The sequence below is a fragment of the Paraburkholderia unamae genome (genome assembly GCF_003096875.1).
Taxonomy (GTDB): Bacteria; Pseudomonadota; Gammaproteobacteria; order Burkholderiales; family Burkholderiaceae; genus Paraburkholderia; species Paraburkholderia unamae.
Genome location: NZ_QEOB01000002.1, coordinates 1 through 16,984 on the forward strand (window position 1 = coordinate 1; position 16,984 = coordinate 16,984).

Below are 16,984 nucleotides of genomic sequence, written 5' to 3' on the forward strand. Positions count from 1 at the left end.
CATTCTGCGCAACTCGAACGGCGAGCGCTTCATGGAGCGCTACGCGCCGACGCTGAAGGACCTGGCGCCGCGCGACTTCGTTTCGCGTTCGATGGACCAGGAAATCAAGGAAGGCCGTGGCGTGGGTCCGCACAAGGATCACGTGCTGCTCGACCTCTCGCACATCGGCGCCGAGACGATCATGAAGCGTCTGCCGTCGATCCGCGAAATCGCGCTGAAGTTCGCGAATGTCGACTGTATCAAGGAGCCGATCCCGGTTGTGCCGACCATCCACTACCAGATGGGCGGTATCCCGACGAACATCAACGGTCAGGTCGTTGGCACGCCGAAGGGTCACGAAGAAGTCGTCAACGGCTTCTACGCCGTGGGCGAATGCTCGTGCGTGTCGGTGCACGGCGCGAACCGCCTCGGCACGAACTCGCTGCTCGACCTCGTGGTGTTCGGCCGTGCGGCCGGCAACCACATCGTCAAGCACGTGAAGGAGCTGCGCGATCACAAGCCGCTGCCGGCCGACGCCGCCGACTTCGCGCTCTCACGCCTCGCCGAACTCGACAAGTCGACCTCGGGCGAGTACGCGCAAAGCGTCGCGAACGACATCCGCGGCTCGATGCAGAAGCACGCTGGCGTGTTCCGCACCTCGAAGCTGCTGGCAGACGGCGTGAAGGACATCGCCGAGATCGCCGAGCGCGCGAAGCACATCCACCTGAAGGACAAGTCGAAGGTGTTCAACACGGCGCGCGTGGAAGCGCTCGAAGTGGCGAACCTGATCGAAGTTGCGCGCGCAACGATGGTTTCGGCTGAAGCCCGCAAGGAAAGCCGTGGTGCGCACGCACAGAGCGACTACGAACACCGCGACGACGAAAACTGGCTGCGCCACACGCTCTGGTTCAGCGAAAAAGACCGTCTTGACTACAAGCCGGTTCACATGAAGCCGCTGACCGTCGAGTCCGTGCCGCCGAAGGCGCGTACGTTCTAAGGCACAAGCCAGTCACAAGGAATCGGAAATGGCCAAACGTATTTTTGAAGTCTACCGCTACGATCCGGACAAGGACGCAGCGCCGCGCATGCAGACGTACGAGCTGGAACTCACGCACGAGCGCATGCTGCTCGACGCGCTGGTCAAGCTCAAGGAAGTGGACGAAACGCTGTCGTTCCGCCGTTCGTGCCGTGAAGGCGTGTGCGGTTCGGACGCCATGAACATCAACGGCAAGAACGGTCTCGCCTGCTTGACCAACCTGAACGACCTGCCGGCGAAGATCGTGCTGCGTCCGCTGCCGGGCCTGCCCGTCGTGCGCGACCTGATCTGCGACTTCACGCAGTTCTTCAACCAGTATCACTCGATCAAGCCGTACCTGATCAACGACACGCCGCCGCCTGAAAAGGAGCGTCTCCAGTCGCCTGAGCAGCGTGACGAACTCGACGGCCTGTACGAGTGTATTCTGTGTGCGAGCTGCTCGACCTCGTGCCCGAGCTTCTGGTGGAACCCGGACAAGTTCGTCGGCCCGGCAGGCCTGTTGCAGGCTTACCGCTTTATCGCGGACAGCCGCGACGAAGCCACGGGCGACCGTCTGGACAACCTGGAAGACCCGTACCGTCTGTTCCGTTGCCACACGATCATGAACTGCGTCGACGTTTGCCCGAAGGGCCTGAACCCGACCAAGGCGATCGGCAAGATCAAGGAACTGATGTTCCGCCGCGCGGTTTGATGTTGCTGTTCTGAAATGGAATCGCACCAGTCTGACCCTCATCGCCGCGCACGCCTTCGCTGGCGTGCGCGGCGCGGCCTGCTCGAAAACGATCTGATTTTCGAGCGGTTTTTCGAGCGCTATGAGCATGAACTCAGCGACGCCGACGTGGGTGCGCTTACGCGCCTGCTCGAGCTGAGCGATAACGACCTGATGGACTTGCTGCTCGCACGCAAGGAACCAGAAGGCGACCTTGCCGACCCGGACGTGAAGCGGGTGCTGGATCTGCTCCGGAACGTCTGAGCGCGGCAGTGCCCGCAGTGAGCGGGCGCCGCGCCGGACGTGCAAAACTATCGAATCCTGTGTTTATCTTCGATTGAGGATGTGCTATGACCCCGTCTGATGTAAAAGCCACGCTATCGTTCAGCGACAATTCGCCGAGCGTCGAACTGCCGATCTACAAGGGCACGATGGGCCCGGATGTGATCGACATCCGCAAACTGTACGGTCAGACCGGCAAGTTCACGTATGACCCGGGCTTCATGTCGACGGCGGCGTGTAACTCGGCCATCACGTACATTGACGGGGACAAGGGCGAGCTGCTCTACCGCGGCTACCCGATCGACAACCTCGCGGAAAACGCTGACTTCCTCGAAACCTGCTACCTGCTGTACCGCGGCGAACTGCCGAACGCGGCACAGAAGGAAGAGTTCGTGAAGACCGTCACGCAGCACACGATGGTTCACGAGCAAATGCAGTTCTTCTTCCGCGGCTTCCGCCGCGACGCGCACCCGATGGCGATCCTGGTCGCAGCAGTCGGCGCGCTGTCCGCGTTCTATCACGACTCGCTCGACATCAACAACGCGAAGCACCGCGAAGTGTCGGCAATCCGCATGATCGCGAAGCTGCCGACGCTGGTCGCCATGGCGTACAAGTATTCGATCGGCCAGCCGTTCGTGTACCCGCAGAACGATCTGTCGTACAGCGCGAACTTCATGCGCATGATGTTCTCGAACCCGTGCGAAGAGTACAAGGTCAACGACGTGCTGGTGCGCGCGCTCGACCGTATCCTCATCCTGCACGCCGACCACGAGCAGAACGCTTCGACCTCGACGGTTCGTCTGGCTGGCTCCTCGGGCGCGAACCCGTTCGCGTGTATCGCTGCCGGTATCGCATGTCTGTGGGGCCCGGCGCACGGTGGTGCGAACGAAGCCGCACTGAACATGCTGGAAGAAATCGGCTCGCCGGACAAGATTCCTGAGTTCATCAAGCAAGTGAAGGACAAGAACTCGGGCGTGAAGCTGATGGGCTTCGGTCACCGCGTGTACAAGAACTACGACCCGCGCGCGAAGCTCATGCGCGAAACGTGCTACGAAGTGCTGAACGAACTCGGCCTGCACGACGACCCGCTGTTCAAGCTCGCCATGCAGCTCGAAAAGATCGCGCTGGAAGACGAATACTTCGTGTCGCGCAAGCTCTACCCGAACGTCGACTTCTACTCGGGTATCGTGCAGCGCGCGCTGGGCATCCCGACCTCGATGTTCACGTGTATCTTCGCGATGGCACGTACGGTGGGCTGGATTGCACAGTGGAACGAAATGATCGCCGACCCCGAGCAAAAGATCGGCCGTCCGCGTCAGCTGTTCATCGGCGAAACGCCGCGCGAAGCCAAGCCGATCGCTCAGCGCTAAGCTTCGCTTTGCCATGCCGCGCGCCAGATGGCGCGCCGCGTGCAAGCAGTCACGCAAATGCCCCGACGGGTTATGACCCGTCGGGGCGTTTTTCTTTGGGGCGAGCGGCTACTAGCCAACCGCCAACGGCCGCGCTCACACCCAGCCGTCGATCTTCAGCCCGCTCGCTTTTTCCGCCTCTTCGCGCGTGACCTCGCGCACCGTTTCGCCAAAGCTCCACATGTGGCCTTCGGGGTCGCAGGCCGCGTACACGCGGTCGCCGTAGAACTGGTCGTCCGGCTCGCGCACGATCTTCGCACCCGCGCTGCGCGCGCGCTCGCAGTGCGCGTCGAGCCCGCTTTTCAACTGCACATGAACCGACTGTGTGTTCTTGCCTTCGAGCGAACCGGGCGGCGTGGCGGGCATGCCGGGCCATTCTCCGCAGATCATCAGGTAGCCGTCGCCGAAGCGCATTTCCGAGTGACACAGCTTGCCGTCCGGCGTGGTCACGACGAACTGGCGCTTGAAGCCGAAGGCCTTTTCGAGCCAGTCGAGCGCGGCGAGCGGATCGCGGTAATAGATGGCGGAACCAAAGGTCGGTCGCGGTGAGGTGTTGCTCATGCTTGTCTCCTTGGGGCAGTACGTGTGAAGAATCTAGCACCGGCGGGGTGCGGGTGCGCGCAGCACGTTCTTGCGCCGGATGCGTGGCCATTACCTCCGACGTAATCGCCGGCGCGCACGTCGTCGTCGACCATGTGGCTCATGGATCACCCAACCGCAAGGAGCAACGACCATGGCACGCGACACCCTCAATGCCCGCCAACCCGGCTATATCCGCGTCGACAGCGACACGGCGCTGCATTACCGCGACTGGGGCGAAGGCGCGCCGCTCGTCTTTCTCTCGGGCTGGACGCTCAACGCCGACATGTGGCACTACCAATGCGCGCCGCTCGCGGCAAGCGGCTTGCGCTGCGTGGCGTTCGACCGTCGCGGCCACGGTCGTTCGAGCGATCCGGGCCGAGGCTACGACTACGACACGCTGGCCGACGACCTCGAAGCCGTGCTCGACGCACGCGGACTTGAGCACGTGACCCTGGTGGGTCATTCGTTCGCAAGCGGCGAGATCGTGCGCTATTTGAGCCGCCACGGCGCGCGGCGCGTGGCCGGCATCGTGCTGGTCTCACCGGCATCCACGCCGTGTTTGCTCAAGCGTGCCGACAATCCTGGCGGCCTCGACGCGAGCCTCTTCGAGGACTCGATCGACGAAATGCTGACGTCGTTTCCCGACTGGATCGAACGCCGCGCGCAAGCCTACTTCAGCCCCGGCACCTCGCGCACGACGATTCAATGGACAGCCGACATGATGCTGGGCGCGTCGCTCTTCGCGGCGGCGCAACTGTCCCGCGTGCAGATGCAAACCGACTTCCGCCGCGAACTGGCCGCGATCGACGTGCCCGCGCTCGTGCTGCACGGCGATTGCGACGCTTCGGCGCCGCTGGAGATCACCGGCCGTCCCACGGCGGCGGCGCTCGCTCGCGCGACGCTGAAGGTCTACGAAGGCGGCACGCACGGCATGTACTTCAATCAGGCCGCGCGCGTGAACGAGGATATCCGCGCATTCGTGACGCAGTGGCAGGCGTGAGCGGCGCCCCGGCGGGGCAGTGGGAACCGCAGTGGAAACCGCATTGGAAACAATAGGTAATCGGGGTGCGGGCACGCACGCGCCGTGTCCAGGGAATAGCGCCGCCACGCCCCTCGTTTTGCAGATGACACGCCCACGCGCGCGCAAAACGCTCGCGTGGGCATGCAAGGCGTACAGATGGGGGTCTTCACGGCGTCGGCGCGCATTTCGCGCGCCGCGTGGCCGGTCCATCGCGAGGGGCGACATCATGCGCAAACTTCTCGCCTTCAATCTGCTGGTCTGTCTGCTGGGCGCCTGCTCGACGCCGGTTGCTTCGCAGCAGGCCGCGGACGGGTCGTATTACCCGCCACCCGCATGCCGTACCGTCACGGGCACGGCCGAGATCGACGGCGCGCCGCAGTTAATCAGCGGTCTCGCGTGCTTGCAGCCCGACGGCACCTGGCAGATCGTCCAGAGCAACGACGGCACCGAGGTCTACCCCGTGGCATGGACCGACGCGACGACCTGGTACGCGGGTCCATGGTACGGCACGTGGCCGCCGGTGTTCATCGGGGGCTCGTTCGTATTCGTCGACCACTTCCATCATTTTCATCACATGGATCACGTCGCCCCCGGCGGCCCGCACATGCACCCGGTTTCGGGCATGCACGGCGGCTTCCATGGCGGCTTTCACGGTGGTCACGGCGGCGTCTGGGGCGGGATGGGACACGCAGGCGGCATGGGCGGCGGCGGGCATCGCTGAAACACGCGGCGCAGCCTGAAGCGCGCCGCGAATCCTTTATGATGGAGCGCGCCTCCCCACCCGAGACGCTCCATGTTCTTCGCCGCGCATTCCCTGCATCGCCGCCTGAGCATTGCGATCGGCACGCTCGCGATTCTCGTTGGCGTGCTGGGCGCGCTCGGCACCTTCCTCGTCGTACGCAGTCTCGCCACCGAGTTCAACGCCAGCCTGCGCGACGCGGCCGCGCACGTGCAGGCGGGCACGCGGCATCTCGCCACGGAGCGGCAGGGCAAGCGGCAGCCATCCGACGATTTCGTTGTGCAGATCTGGTCCGCGGACGACGGCGACGCGCCGAGCCGCACGAGCAACGCGCGGCTCGCGCTGCCGCGCGCGCCAAGCGGGTTCTCGTCGATCGAGTACGACGGCGAAGCGTGGGACGTGTTCGCCCTCGCGGCCGGCGACGAATACATTCAGGTGGCCGAATCGCGCAGCATGCGCAACCGCAACGCCCTGCGCGTGGCGTTCTGGAGCCTCCTGCCCGTGCTCGCGCTGCTGCCGCTGCTCGCGCTCACGATCGCCGTGACGGTGCGTGTGTCGCTGCGACCGCTCGAGCGCAGCGGGCGGCGCGCGGCAAACGTCGACCTGCACGACCTCAAGCCGCTCGAAGTCGCGCAGGCGCCGCTCGAACTGCGGCCTTTCGTCGAGTCGATCAACCGCATGATCGAGCGCCTTGCGGTGCTCGTGGATGCGGAGCGCAAGTTCATCGCCGACGCGGCGCACGAGTTGCGCTCGCCGATTTCCGCGATGCAGTTGCAGATCGACAATCTGCGCAACGCGCCGCCGGAGCAGTATCCGGAGCGCTTCGAGGAACTGCGTCGCGGCATCGTGCGCACCGGCTCGCTCGTCTCGCAACTGCTGGGTCTCGCGCGCGCCGAAATCGGCAGCGCGCAGCGCGTGCTCACCGACGTGCCGCTGCCGCAACTCGTGACCGACGTGCTGGCCGACCTGCTGCCGCTCGCCGACGCGCGCAGTGTGGATCTGGGCGTGGAGCGCCTCGACGACGTGAGCGTGCGCGCCACCGAGTCGGACCTGCGCGCGCTCGTGCGCAATCTCGCGGATAACGCGATCCGCTACGGCCAGCAAGGCGCGCGCGTGGACGTCGCGGTGCGGCGCGAAGACAAGACCGTGGTGATCGAAGTGACCGACAACGGGCCGGGCATTGCCGAGGCCGATCTGACGCGCGTGTTCGACCGCTTTTTCCGCGTGGGCGGCCACGATACACAGGGCAGCGGCCTGGGTCTTGCCATCGCGCAGGCGCTGGCGCAGAGCTATCGCGGGCGCGTGACGCTCGCCAACCGCGGCGACGGGCAAAGCGGCATCGTCGCGCGCATCGAATTGCCGCGCGCGTGAGCGGCGCAGCGCACGAAGTCAGGCAAAATCCGGGAAAGCAAGGAAATGGAAGGACGGACACGATGCGCATTCTGCTGATCGAAGACGATCTGCTGATCGGGCCCGCGCTGCTGCGCGCGTTGAAGGACGCTTCGTACAGCGTCGACTGGGTGCGCACGGGCGAAAGCGGACGCGCGGCGATTCGCGACGGCTCGTACACGGCCGTCCTGCTCGATCTGGGCCTGGCCGACATGAGCGGGCTCGACGTGCTGCGCGGCTTGCGCGAAGCCCAGGACGCCACGCCCGTGCTCATCATCACCGCGCGCGACGACGTGGACACGCGCGTGGAAGGCCTCGACCTCGGCGCGGACGACTACCTCGTGAAGCCCTTCGAGAGCAAGGAACTGCTCGCGCGCATTCGCGCCGTGGTGCGCCGCAAGGCGGGTTTTGCGTCGCCGACGATGGGCAGCGGGCGCGTGACGCTCGACATGAACGCCCGCCGTCTCACGTTCGACGGCCAGGCCGACGATCTCTCCGCGCGCGAATACGCGCTCATGCTCGCGCTGCTGGAGCGGCCCGGCGCGATTCTCTCGCGTCAGCAACTCGAGGAGCGGCTCTACGGCTGGGGCGAAGAGGTGGAAAGCAATGCGGTGGATGCCGTGATTTATAGCGTGCGCCGCAAGTTCGGCCACGCGGTGATCCGCAACGTACGCGGGCTTGGCTGGGCCGTATGCGCGTGAGGACCTGATAAAAGCACGCAAAAAAACGTGCAAAAAAAAGCGCGCAACAGGAGCGCGCAAGAAAAGTCGCGGCGTGCGAGGGGCGCCGCGTGAAGCGATGCGCGGGGGAAGGCGCGCATCGCATCCCAACTCAGGCCAGCAGGCGCTGCCACGGCTCCTTCTGCCACGCGCGGCCGAGCGAGGCGAGCAACGCGACTTCGCTTTCGGCCACATGCCGGTCCGCATACACCGCCACATGACAGAGCGTGAGCACCTCGGCGCGCAGCGCGGGGTCGTCGAGCTCGCGCATCACCTGCTGCATCACGTCGGAGTCGAGCTTGCACGCGTCGCTCCAGTTCAGGTGCGAGCTCGTCAGCAGGTCTTCGCACAGGCTTTGCACGATCGTGCCGAACTCGCCGGGCGCGAGGCCGAGCCGGTCGGCAATGCGCGCGCGATGCACGGCGGCCAGTTCTTCGCTGCTCAGGTGGCCGTCAGCGAGGAGGGCGATGGCGACGATCCGGCCCGCGGCCTGCGGGCTGTTGCAGGTATAGGTACGCATGGTAAGGAATCCTCTCAAAGCGTGACGTCGATGGAATCGTTGAAGCGCGGCGTGCCTCAGTCGAACAGGTCGCCGAGCCACGACTTGCGGCGGCGCTCGTAGCCGCCGTGGCGGTCATGGGCGCGGCGTGGGGCGTAGTCGCCTTGCCCATGACCCGAACCCTGATGGCGGCCTGCCTGCGCATCCCTTTCGTCGCTGCGGCGCGAGTTGCCCGCGCGTTCGATCAGCGTGTCGAGTTCGCCGCGATCGAGCCAGACGCCGCGACACTGCGGGCAGTAGTCGAGTTCCACGCCCTGACGCTCGGAGAGCGCGAGGGTAACGTCGGGACAGTTCGGGCATTTCATGATGCGCTCCGTATTGAATGACAGGTCATCGGAAGCCGCATCGCCTTGTGTGGCGGGCAATGCGGCTTCGATGGAACCCATCCTCGCAGAGAAAAATGAGCGAAGAATGAGGAGCGCGAGGCGGGCTCAGGATGCGCCGAGTGTGTCGTTCGTCTCGCGCGTCCTGAATAGGGACACCACCACGCCGCCCGCGAGCAGCGCCGCCGTCACGCCCAGGCTGAGCAAGGCGGGAATCTTGCCGATGATGCCGACCAGAAAGATCTTCGCGCCGATGAAGATGAGCACCAGCGCAAGCGCGTGCTTGAGGTAGTAGAAGCGGTGCGCCATGGCCGCGAGCGCGAAATAGAGCGCGCGCAGGCCAAGCACGGCGAAGATGTTGCTCGTATAGACGATGAACGGATCGGTCGTGATCGAGAAAATCGCGGGGATCGAATCGACGGCGAAGATCAGGTCGGCGAACTCGATCATCAGCAGCGCGAGCAGCAGCGGCGTGGCGAGCAGCGCGGGCTTGCCGGTGCGCGGGTGCGGGCGCCGCACGAGGAACGCGCGCCCTTCGAGCTGCGGCGTGAGCGGCAATGTGCGGCGCAGCCAGCGCAGCATGGCGCTGTCCTCCACGCCGGTCTCTTCCTTCGAGCCGAACAGCATCTTCACGCCGGTCACGGCGAGGAACACGCCGAACACGAACAGCATCCACTCGAACTGCGTAACGAGCGCCGCGCCCAGGCCGACCATGAGCGCGCGCAGCACCAGCACGCCGACGATGCCCCAGAACAGCACGCGGTGCTGAAGCGCGCGCGGCACGGCGAGCGCGCCGAAAATCGAGGCGATCACGAAGACGTTATCCAGCGAGAGTGACTTCTCGATCAGATAGCCGGTGATGTATTCAGTGGCGCGCTCCACGCCGAGCTGCCACCAGACGAAGGCGCCGAACAGCACGCCCACGGCGATATAGCCGAGCGAGAGCCACAGGCTTTCGCGAATGCCGATTTCGTGATCGTCGCGATGCAGTACGCCGAGATCGAGCGCGAGCAGCACGATCACGACCGTGAGGAATGCTACCCAGAGCCATACCGGCTGCCCGAGAAAGGGAGCCGTGACGAGCGGCGCAAGCATGGTCGATCCTTTGCGAGAAGTGGGGAAGAGGCCGCTGTTTGCGCAGGGGTTGCCTGCCGCCGTCAGCCGCATGGGCCGCGGCCCATCGGGTCAGGATAGCTACGAAGAATGATCGCTGAATGAGATCGGGCCGGTGCGATGCCGCCCGGCGTGTACGCGTTGACGTGGATCAGGCATGCAACAGCGCGACGCGGATACGATTTCGCCTTTTGTCCACATCGATACCCCTCGACGCCATGATTGCCCGCTGCCTTCTCGCCGTGCTTTGCCTGCTGACGATGGCAAGCAGAGCGCACGCACAAACGACGGATAACCTCGCGCCGCCGGACGCGAGCCCACGCCAATATCGCAGCCCGCTCCAGCAGAACATGGGCATTGCGACCGCGCCTGCTGCAAGCGATCGGGCGAGCGAGCTGACGAAGCGCTGCAAGGAAGTGGCGGCGGAGTATGACCACGCATTCAGACCGGCAGGGACCGATCAGGCCAATGCGGTCGTGCCGAACTACGGCCGCTCCGGGGAGCAGGAAAATACGCAGCAGCGCTACAACCAGCGCAGGGATGCGGAGAAGGAGTACCGCGCGCTTGGCTGCCGCTAAAACTGATAGTTAATCGAAACGTCGCAAACGCCGCCCGTTTTCGTCTGAATGATCGGGCTGTGCGCGGCGCTGCCCAACAGGCGCTTGATCGCGCCGTCCGCGCTCACGAACCAGTGCTTGTTCACGAAGTAGACCATCGTGATGCCGAAGCCGGCCGACTTGAGACCCGCGCTCGCGTTGTACTGCCGGTAGCCCGAAGCGACCGATTGCTGCGGCGTCACGCCGAACCAGCTCTGCATGTAGTTCGAGTCGGCGAAAGTAACCGAGGGGCCCGCGAACCAATAGAACGTCTCGTTGCTGCCAGGCAGCGGCATGTAGGCGCCGAGGTCGGCGGTCCAGCCGTTCGAGCCGCCGAAGCTGCGCGTGAAGGCCGCGCGGAACACGAGCGGAAAGTCCTTGGAGACGACGTATTCGCCCGCGATCTTCATTTCCGGCGCCGGGTTGATGTTGCCGAGCCCGTTCAGGCGCGTCGGGTCGTCGTGGGCGCGCCGCCCGAGGTCGTAGGCGGCAGCCACGCTCATGCGCCAGTTCTGCCCCTGGAGCACGTTCACGCCGAAGCCTTCGCCCGTCGAGCCGAACAGAATGTCCTTGTAGCGGACGTCGATGCTCGGTCCCACCAGCATGTGATAACGGTCCGAGCCGTCGTAGCGCGGCTCGAAGGTCGTGCCCACGCCAAGGCGCGCCTCGAGGTCGGGGCGGTTCGGCTGAAAGAGCTTCTCGAGCGGAATGCCGGCGGAATATTGCCATTCGCCGAGCGGCGAGGGCGTCTGCGCCTGGGCGCGCGGCGCGAGCGCGGCGCAGGCGCACGCTGCGGCCGCGAGCGCCGCGCGTCGCGAGGTGTGACGCGATGCCGTGGTGCCTGTTCTGTTTGTTCTTTGTTGCGCCGAGCGCATTGCGAATGGCATGAAGCCTCCGTGTTTGCCTGACCGGCCGCGGCGTTGTTCTTTTCAGCGCGTAGCAAACCCAGGCTGAACAACGGGCGGGCGCGCTCGTCTCGCAAGCGTCGTGCCCGAACGCCGGGCCGGCGGGCCGCCCGGGTTCTCATGGCCGCCTCGCGCACGCCCCGCAGGCTGAACCAGCATCTCAAGGCGCGATTGAGCAGGCAATTAATCAGGATGCCTATTTTATTTCAATCGTGCAGAGGCTTGCGCCATGCTGGTGCATGACGCCCGGTTGTCGACGCGTTGCCAACGCATTGCGCAATCGGCATGTGCCCCGATTAAACCCTTAGCCCGGCGTGCCGTTAGACAGTCATGGACTTCGGTCGAGCGGCTCCCCCCTGTGTCGCGCGATCCGGTTCCATGTTCCACCGCCCTCACAGCGGTAGCCATCTTGCGCCGGTCGCAGTCGGGCCGGCGCATCCCTATTTCTGCGGCCCGGTTTCGCCTGGCCGCCCGCGCGCGCCGGGTAACGCTGATACAGGTATCGCGACTACCAGCATAACCCCCTGTTTTTTATCGCTTTTTTCACAATGAGCCCTGTAGCCGGCGGGTTTCGCGTGGCATAATCGATTCACACAGTATTGCCCGCAGACAAACATTCCCCGCATACCATGGCAAAGACGCTCTACGACAAATTGTGGGACTCGCATGTGGTCCACACGGAAGACGACGGCACGACGCTCCTTTACATCGACCGTCAGTTGCTGCACGAAGTCACCAGTCCGCAGGCTTTCGAAGGCCTGAAGCTGCATGAGCGCCCGGTCTGGCGCATCAGCGCGAACCTGGCCGTCTCCGACCACAACGTGCCCACCACCGACCGCAGCCACGGCATCGCCGACCCGGTGTCGAAGCTGCAAGTGGACACGCTCGATTCGAACTGCGACGCCTTCGGCATCACGCAGTTCAAGATGAACGACCTGCGCCAGGGCATCGTCCACATCGTCGGTCCCGAGCAGGGCGCGACGCTGCCGGGCATGACCATCGTCTGCGGCGACTCGCACACGTCCACGCACGGCGCGTTCGGCGCGCTCGCGCACGGCATCGGCACCTCGGAAGTCGAGCACGTGCTGGCCACGCAAACGCTCTTGCAAAAGAAGAGCAAGAACATGCTCGTGAAGGTCGAGGGCACGCTCCCGCGCGGCTGCACCGCGAAGGACATCGTGCTCGCCATCATCGGCAAGATCGGCACGGCGGGCGGCACGGGCTACGCCATGGAGTTCGGCGGCTCGATGATCCGCGGCCTGACGATGGAAGGCCGCATGACCGTGTGCAACATGGCGATCGAAGCCGGCGCGCGCGCGGGCATGGTCGCCGTGGACGACACCACGGTGGAATACCTGAAGGGCCGCCCGTTCTCGCCGCAGGGTGCGGAATGGGATCAGGCCGTCGCCTACTGGAAGACCTTCCGCACCGACGACGGCGCGCACTTCGACCGCGTGGTCGAACTGAGCGCGGCCGACATCGTGCCGCAGGTCACGTGGGGCACCTCGCCGGAAATGGTGACCTCCGTCGACGGCCGCGTGCCCGACCCCGAGCGCGAAAAGGACCCGGTCAAGCGCGATGCGATGGAGCGCGCGCTGCAATACATGGCGCTCGAACCGAACACGCCGATCGAGTCGATCAAGCCGGACAAGATCTTCATCGGCTCGTGCACGAACGCGCGTATCGAAGACCTGCGCTCCGCAGCCTACGTCGTGAAGAAGCTCGGCCGCCGCGTGGCGTCGAACATCCGTCTCGCGATGGTGGTGCCGGGCTCGGGCCTCGTGAAGGCGCAGGCCGAGCGCGAAGGCCTCGACAAGGTGTTCGTCGACGCGGGCTTCGAATGGCGCGAACCGGGCTGCTCGATGTGCCTCGCCATGAACGCCGACCGGCTGGAGCCGGGCGAGCGCTGCGCGTCCACGTCGAACCGCAACTTCGAAGGCCGTCAGGGCGCGGGCGGTCGCACGCACCTGGTGAGCCCGGCCATGGCTGCCGCAGCGGCGATCGAAGGTCATTTCGTCGACATTCGCAAGCTGGGGTAAGGCCATGAAGGTCAATGCGATCACGCGCCGCGTGGCGCTGTTCGTGATGGCGGGCTGGCTCCTCGCGCTCGCAGGCTGCAACACGGTGGCCGGCGTGGGCGAGGACATCAGCGGCTCCGCGCGCGCCGTCCAGCGCAAGCTCTGACGCACGCCTCACAGCCTTTCACAGCCAGCACGGCTTGTAGCCGGGGCGCGACGAAACCATCGAACGCCCCGGCCCGGTCAGCATCCATCAGGATCACGGATCATGGAAAAATTCATCGTACACACCGGCGTCGTGGCGCCGCTCGATCGCGAGAATGTCGATACCGACGCGATCATTCCGAAGCAGTTCCTCAAGTCGATCAAGCGCACCGGCTTCGGCCCGAACGCCTTCGACGAATGGCGTTACCTCGACCACGGCGAGCCGGGTCAGGACAACTCGAAGCGCCCGCTGAACCCGGACTTCGTGCTGAACCAGCCGCGCTATCAAGGCGCATCGGTGCTGCTCACGCGCAAGAACTTCGGTTGCGGCAGCTCGCGCGAGCACGCGCCGTGGGCGCTCGACCAGTACGGTTTCCGCGCGATCATCGCGCCGAGCTTCGCCGACATTTTCTATAACAACTGCTTCAAGAACGGCCTGCTGCCGATCGTGCTCTCCGAGTCCGACGTCGACCACCTGTTCAACGAAACGTACGCGTTCAACGGCTTCCAGCTCACGATCGATCTGGACAAGCAGGTCGTGCGCACGACCGACGGCTCGAAGGAATATCCGTTCGAAGTCGCCGCGTTCCGCCGCTACTGCCTCTTGAACGGCTTCGACGACATCGCCCTCACGCTGCGTCACGCCGACAAGATCCGCCAGTACGAAGCCGAGCGCCTCGCGCGCCAGCCGTGGCTGAACAACCGCGTCATCTGATCAACGCAGAACGAAATACAGCGAGGAAACACAGGATGAAGATTGCAGTGTTGCCGGGCGACGGCATCGGTCCCGAGATCGTCAAGGAAGCCGTCAAGGTGCTCAACGCACTGGGCGAAAAGTTCGAGATGGAAGAAGCGCCCGTTGGCGGCGCGGGCTACGAGGCGAGCGGCCACCCGCTGCCCGAAGCCACGCTCGCGCTGGCGAAGTCGGCCGACGCGATCCTGTTTGGCGCCGTGGGCGACTGGAAGTACGACAAGCTCGAGCGCGCGCTGCGTCCGGAGCAGGCCATTCTCGGCCTGCGCAAGCATCTGGAACTGTTCGCGAACTTCCGCCCGGCGATCTGCTATCCGCAGCTGACGGGTGCGTCGTCGCTGAAGCCGGAAATCGTTTCGGGCCTCGACATCCTGATCGTGCGCGAACTGAACGGCGACATCTACTTCGGCCAGCCGCGCGGCACGCGCGAAGCGCCGGACGGCAACTTCAAGGGCGCGCGCGAAGGCTTCGACACGATGCGCTACGCGGAGCCCGAAGTGCGCCGCATCGCTCACGTGGCGTTCCAGGCCGCGCAAAAGCGCCAGAAGAAGCTCACGTCGGTGGACAAGGCCAACGTGCTCGAAACGTCGCAGTTCTGGAAGGACATCATGATCGATGTCTCGAAGGAATATCCGGACGTCGAGCTCTCGCACATGTACGTCGACAACGCGGCCATGCAGCTCGTGAAGGCGCCGAAGGCGTTCGACGTGGTGGTGACCGGCAACATGTTCGGCGACATTCTTTCGGACGAAGCCGCGATGCTCACGGGCTCGATCGGCATGCTGCCTTCGGCCTCGCTCGACAAGAACAACAAGGGGCTGTACGAGCCGTCGCACGGCTCGGCGCCGGATATCGCGGGCAAGGGCATTGCCAATCCGCTCGCCACGATCCTGTCGGCGGCCATGATGCTGCGCTACTCGCTGGGGCGCCCGGAACAGGCGGACCGTATCGAGAGCGCGGTGAAGAAGGTGCTGGAACAAGGCTATCGCACCGCCGATATCGTCACGCCGGACTGCAAGCAGGTCGGCACCGTGGCGATGGGCGACGCCGTGATCGCCGCGCTGTAAAGTCGCACGAAGGGCACGCTGTTGCAGGCGTGCCCTTTTTTGTTTCGCGCGCCGGAAGAACGGGCGTTGCAAATAGCGGAAAGTGTGGTTTTTTCCGCGTAATTTGACTGTTTCGTGTATATTGCTTCGATGGCGAAGATCTCCCCGATCACGACTGTTACGAACATCCGCGGCACGGCTCGCGTGATTTCGCTCGCCATCACCACGAAAACGATTATCAAAACGATCACCATTCGTTGATCGCTCGTCGTGCCCGCTCATCTTCCCCGCGCGGCCACGCCGGGCGAGCGAAGCGGGGAAGTGTCCATCTCAAGGGTTAGTCATGAACGTAGGTCTCGTAGGTTGGCGCGGCATGGTCGGCAGCGTGCTGATGCAGCGCATGCAGGAAGAACGCGATTTCGACCTGATCGAACCGGTGTTTTTCAGCACCAGCAACGCAGGCGGCGCGGCTCCGTCGTTCGCCAAAAACGAGACGAAGCTCAAGGACGCGAACAGCGTCGACGAGCTCAAGAAGTGCGACATCATCATCACCTGCCAGGGCGGCGACTACACCAACGAGGTGTATCCGAAGCTGCGCGCGGCAGGCTGGAACGGCTACTGGATCGACGCGGCCTCGGCGCTGCGCATGAAGGACGACGCCGTCATCATTCTCGACCCGGTCAACCTCGACGTCATCAAAGATGCGCTCGTCAAGGGCCAGAAGGACTTCGTCGGCGGCAACTGCACGGTCAGCCTGATGCTGATGGCGCTCGGCGGCCTGTTCCGCGAAGGCCTCGTCGACTGGATGACGGCCATGACGTATCAGGCGGCTTCGGGCGCGGGCGCGCAGAACATGCGCGAGCTGCTCTCGCAAATGGGCGCGCTCAACGCATCGGTGGCGACCGACCTGGCGAACCCGTCGTCGGCGATTCTCGACATCGACCGCAAGGTGCTCGCCACCATGAACAGCGACGCCATGCCGACCAGCCAGTTCGGCGTGCCGCTCGCGGGCTCGCTGATTCCGTGGATCGACAAGGACCTCGGCAACGGCATGTCGAAGGAAGAGTGGAAGGGCGGCGCGGAAACCAACAAGATTCTCGGCAAGCCGGCCATGGGCCAGCCGGGCTCGATTCCGGTCGACGGTCTGTGCGTGCGTATCGGTGCGATGCGCTGCCACTCGCAGGCGCTCACGATCAAGCTGAACAAGGACGTGCCGCTCGACGAGATCGACGGCATCCTCGCTTCGGCCAACGACTGGGTCAAGGTCGTGCCGAACGAGCGCGAAGCGTCGATGCGCGATCTGTCGCCGGCCGTGGTCACGGGCACGCTGTCGGTGCCGGTCGGTCGTCTGCGCAAGCTGGCGATGGGCGGCGAGTATCTGTCGGCCTTCACGGTGGGCGATCAGCTGCTGTGGGGCGCGGCTGAGCCGCTGCGCCGCATGTTGCGCATTCTGCTCGACAAGTGAATGAATTAAACTACGCGCCTGATGACGCGTAGACAGGGTGAAAAGCGCCGCGCCAGTCGCGGCGCTTTTTTTATTGCAATCGAGATTGCAACCGCCCCGCAGCACATTCCCATTTGATCGACAGCCGCAAGAGCGGTAT

At 64.7% G+C, this 16,984-nt stretch carries 19 protein-coding genes; 14 read left to right on the forward strand and 5 right to left on the reverse strand.

The features are described from left to right. The 4 genes from C7402_RS03920 to gltA form a co-directional block, all read left to right on the forward strand. The coding region (locus C7402_RS03920) for an FAD-binding protein (RefSeq protein WP_116609687.1) at positions 1 to 976 on the forward strand (976 nt) is incomplete at its 5' end. Positions 977 to 1,004: 28 nt separating this feature from the next. After that, positions 1,005 to 1,706 (forward strand): succinate dehydrogenase iron-sulfur subunit, encoded by a 702-nt coding sequence (locus tag C7402_RS03925; RefSeq protein ID WP_112169756.1) that lies wholly within the window; start codon positions 1,005 to 1,007, stop codon positions 1,704 to 1,706. A 15-nt stretch (positions 1,707 to 1,721) separates the two neighbouring features. Further along, positions 1,722 to 1,988 carry an FAD assembly factor SdhE gene (locus C7402_RS03930; RefSeq protein ID WP_112169755.1) on the forward strand — a complete coding sequence of 89 codons (267 nt, stop codon included), beginning with the start codon at positions 1,722 to 1,724 and terminating at the stop codon, positions 1,986 to 1,988. 86 nt (positions 1,989 to 2,074) lie between these two features. Next, positions 2,075 to 3,376 carry a citrate synthase gene (gltA, locus tag C7402_RS03935; protein ID WP_112169754.1) on the forward strand — a complete coding sequence of 434 codons (1,302 nt, stop codon included), beginning with the start codon at positions 2,075 to 2,077 and terminating at the stop codon, positions 3,374 to 3,376. Positions 3,377 to 3,511: 135 nt separating this feature from the next. Here gltA and C7402_RS03940 read toward each other — a convergent pair whose 3' ends face one another. Continuing rightward, positions 3,512 to 3,976, reverse strand: coding sequence for a VOC family protein (locus tag C7402_RS03940; protein ID WP_112169753.1), 465 nt, complete (start codon positions 3,974 to 3,976; stop codon positions 3,512 to 3,514). Between the two features lie 172 nt (positions 3,977 to 4,148). Between C7402_RS03940 and C7402_RS03945 the strand changes: the two genes are divergently transcribed. The 4 genes from C7402_RS03945 to C7402_RS03960 all read left to right on the forward strand — a co-directional run bounded on the left by C7402_RS03945 (position 4,149) and on the right by C7402_RS03960 (position 7,847). Beyond that, positions 4,149 to 4,997 (forward strand): alpha/beta fold hydrolase, encoded by an 849-nt coding sequence (locus tag C7402_RS03945; protein ID WP_116609688.1) that lies wholly within the window; start codon positions 4,149 to 4,151, stop codon positions 4,995 to 4,997. 247 nt (positions 4,998 to 5,244) lie between these two features. Then, positions 5,245 to 5,739 carry a hypothetical protein gene (locus tag C7402_RS03950; RefSeq protein WP_112169751.1) on the forward strand — a complete coding sequence of 165 codons (495 nt, stop codon included), beginning with the start codon at positions 5,245 to 5,247 and terminating at the stop codon, positions 5,737 to 5,739. A 72-nt stretch (positions 5,740 to 5,811) separates the two neighbouring features. Next, complete coding sequence (locus C7402_RS03955) at positions 5,812 to 7,128, forward strand: sensor histidine kinase (RefSeq protein WP_116609689.1); 1,317 nt, start codon at positions 5,812 to 5,814, stop codon at positions 7,126 to 7,128. A 62-nt stretch (positions 7,129 to 7,190) separates the two neighbouring features. Further along, positions 7,191 to 7,847, forward strand: coding sequence for a response regulator transcription factor (locus C7402_RS03960; protein WP_112169749.1), 657 nt, complete (start codon positions 7,191 to 7,193; stop codon positions 7,845 to 7,847). A gap of 130 nt (positions 7,848 to 7,977) precedes the next feature. Here the strand turns inward: C7402_RS03960 and C7402_RS03965 are convergent, their stop codons facing one another. The 3 genes from C7402_RS03965 to C7402_RS03975 form a co-directional block, all read right to left on the reverse strand. Beyond that, entirely contained in the window at positions 7,978 to 8,385 is a 408-nt protein-coding gene (locus C7402_RS03965) for a tellurite resistance TerB family protein (RefSeq protein ID WP_112169748.1), read from the reverse strand. 56 nt (positions 8,386 to 8,441) lie between these two features. After that, entirely contained in the window at positions 8,442 to 8,729 is a 288-nt protein-coding gene (locus C7402_RS03970) for a TFIIB-type zinc ribbon-containing protein (RefSeq protein WP_112169805.1), read from the reverse strand. Between the two features lie 126 nt (positions 8,730 to 8,855). Further along, positions 8,856 to 9,842, reverse strand: a complete 987-nt coding sequence (locus C7402_RS03975) for a TerC family protein (RefSeq protein ID WP_112169747.1) — start codon at positions 9,840 to 9,842, stop codon at positions 8,856 to 8,858. A 164-nt stretch (positions 9,843 to 10,006) separates the two neighbouring features. Between C7402_RS03975 and C7402_RS03980 the strand changes: the two genes are divergently transcribed. Continuing rightward, positions 10,007 to 10,438: a hypothetical protein gene (locus tag C7402_RS03980; protein WP_133254410.1), complete on the forward strand. Its 432-nt coding sequence runs from the start codon at positions 10,007 to 10,009 to the stop codon at positions 10,436 to 10,438. Here C7402_RS03980 and C7402_RS03985 read toward each other — a convergent pair. Beyond that, entirely contained in the window at positions 10,435 to 11,343 is a 909-nt protein-coding gene (locus C7402_RS03985; protein WP_224038757.1) for a MipA/OmpV family protein, read from the reverse strand. The two genes, C7402_RS03980 and C7402_RS03985, sit on opposite strands and share 4 nt — an antisense overlap. A gap of 647 nt (positions 11,344 to 11,990) precedes the next feature. Between C7402_RS03985 and leuC the strand changes: the two genes are divergently transcribed. From leuC to asd, 5 genes are all read left to right on the forward strand, one after another. Next, positions 11,991 to 13,400: a 3-isopropylmalate dehydratase large subunit gene (gene leuC / locus C7402_RS03990; RefSeq protein WP_112169745.1), complete on the forward strand. Its 1,410-nt coding sequence runs from the start codon at positions 11,991 to 11,993 to the stop codon at positions 13,398 to 13,400. Between the two features lie 4 nt (positions 13,401 to 13,404). Beyond that, positions 13,405 to 13,545, forward strand: a complete 141-nt coding sequence (locus C7402_RS03995) for a hypothetical protein (protein WP_165841777.1) — start codon at positions 13,405 to 13,407, stop codon at positions 13,543 to 13,545. A 102-nt stretch (positions 13,546 to 13,647) separates the two neighbouring features. Beyond that, the gene (gene leuD / locus C7402_RS04000; protein ID WP_112169744.1) at positions 13,648 to 14,298 is read left to right on the forward strand and encodes a 3-isopropylmalate dehydratase small subunit; all 651 of its coding nucleotides are present in this window, start codon (positions 13,648 to 13,650) and stop codon (positions 14,296 to 14,298) included. A 35-nt stretch (positions 14,299 to 14,333) separates the two neighbouring features. After that, positions 14,334 to 15,401, forward strand: a complete 1,068-nt coding sequence (gene leuB, locus C7402_RS04005; protein WP_116609690.1) for a 3-isopropylmalate dehydrogenase — start codon at positions 14,334 to 14,336, stop codon at positions 15,399 to 15,401. Between the two features lie 322 nt (positions 15,402 to 15,723). Continuing rightward, on the forward strand, positions 15,724 to 16,845 hold the full coding sequence (gene asd, locus C7402_RS04010; protein ID WP_116609691.1) for an aspartate-semialdehyde dehydrogenase: 1,122 nt from the start codon (positions 15,724 to 15,726) through the stop codon (positions 16,843 to 16,845). The last annotated feature ends 139 nt before the right edge of the window (positions 16,846 to 16,984 follow it).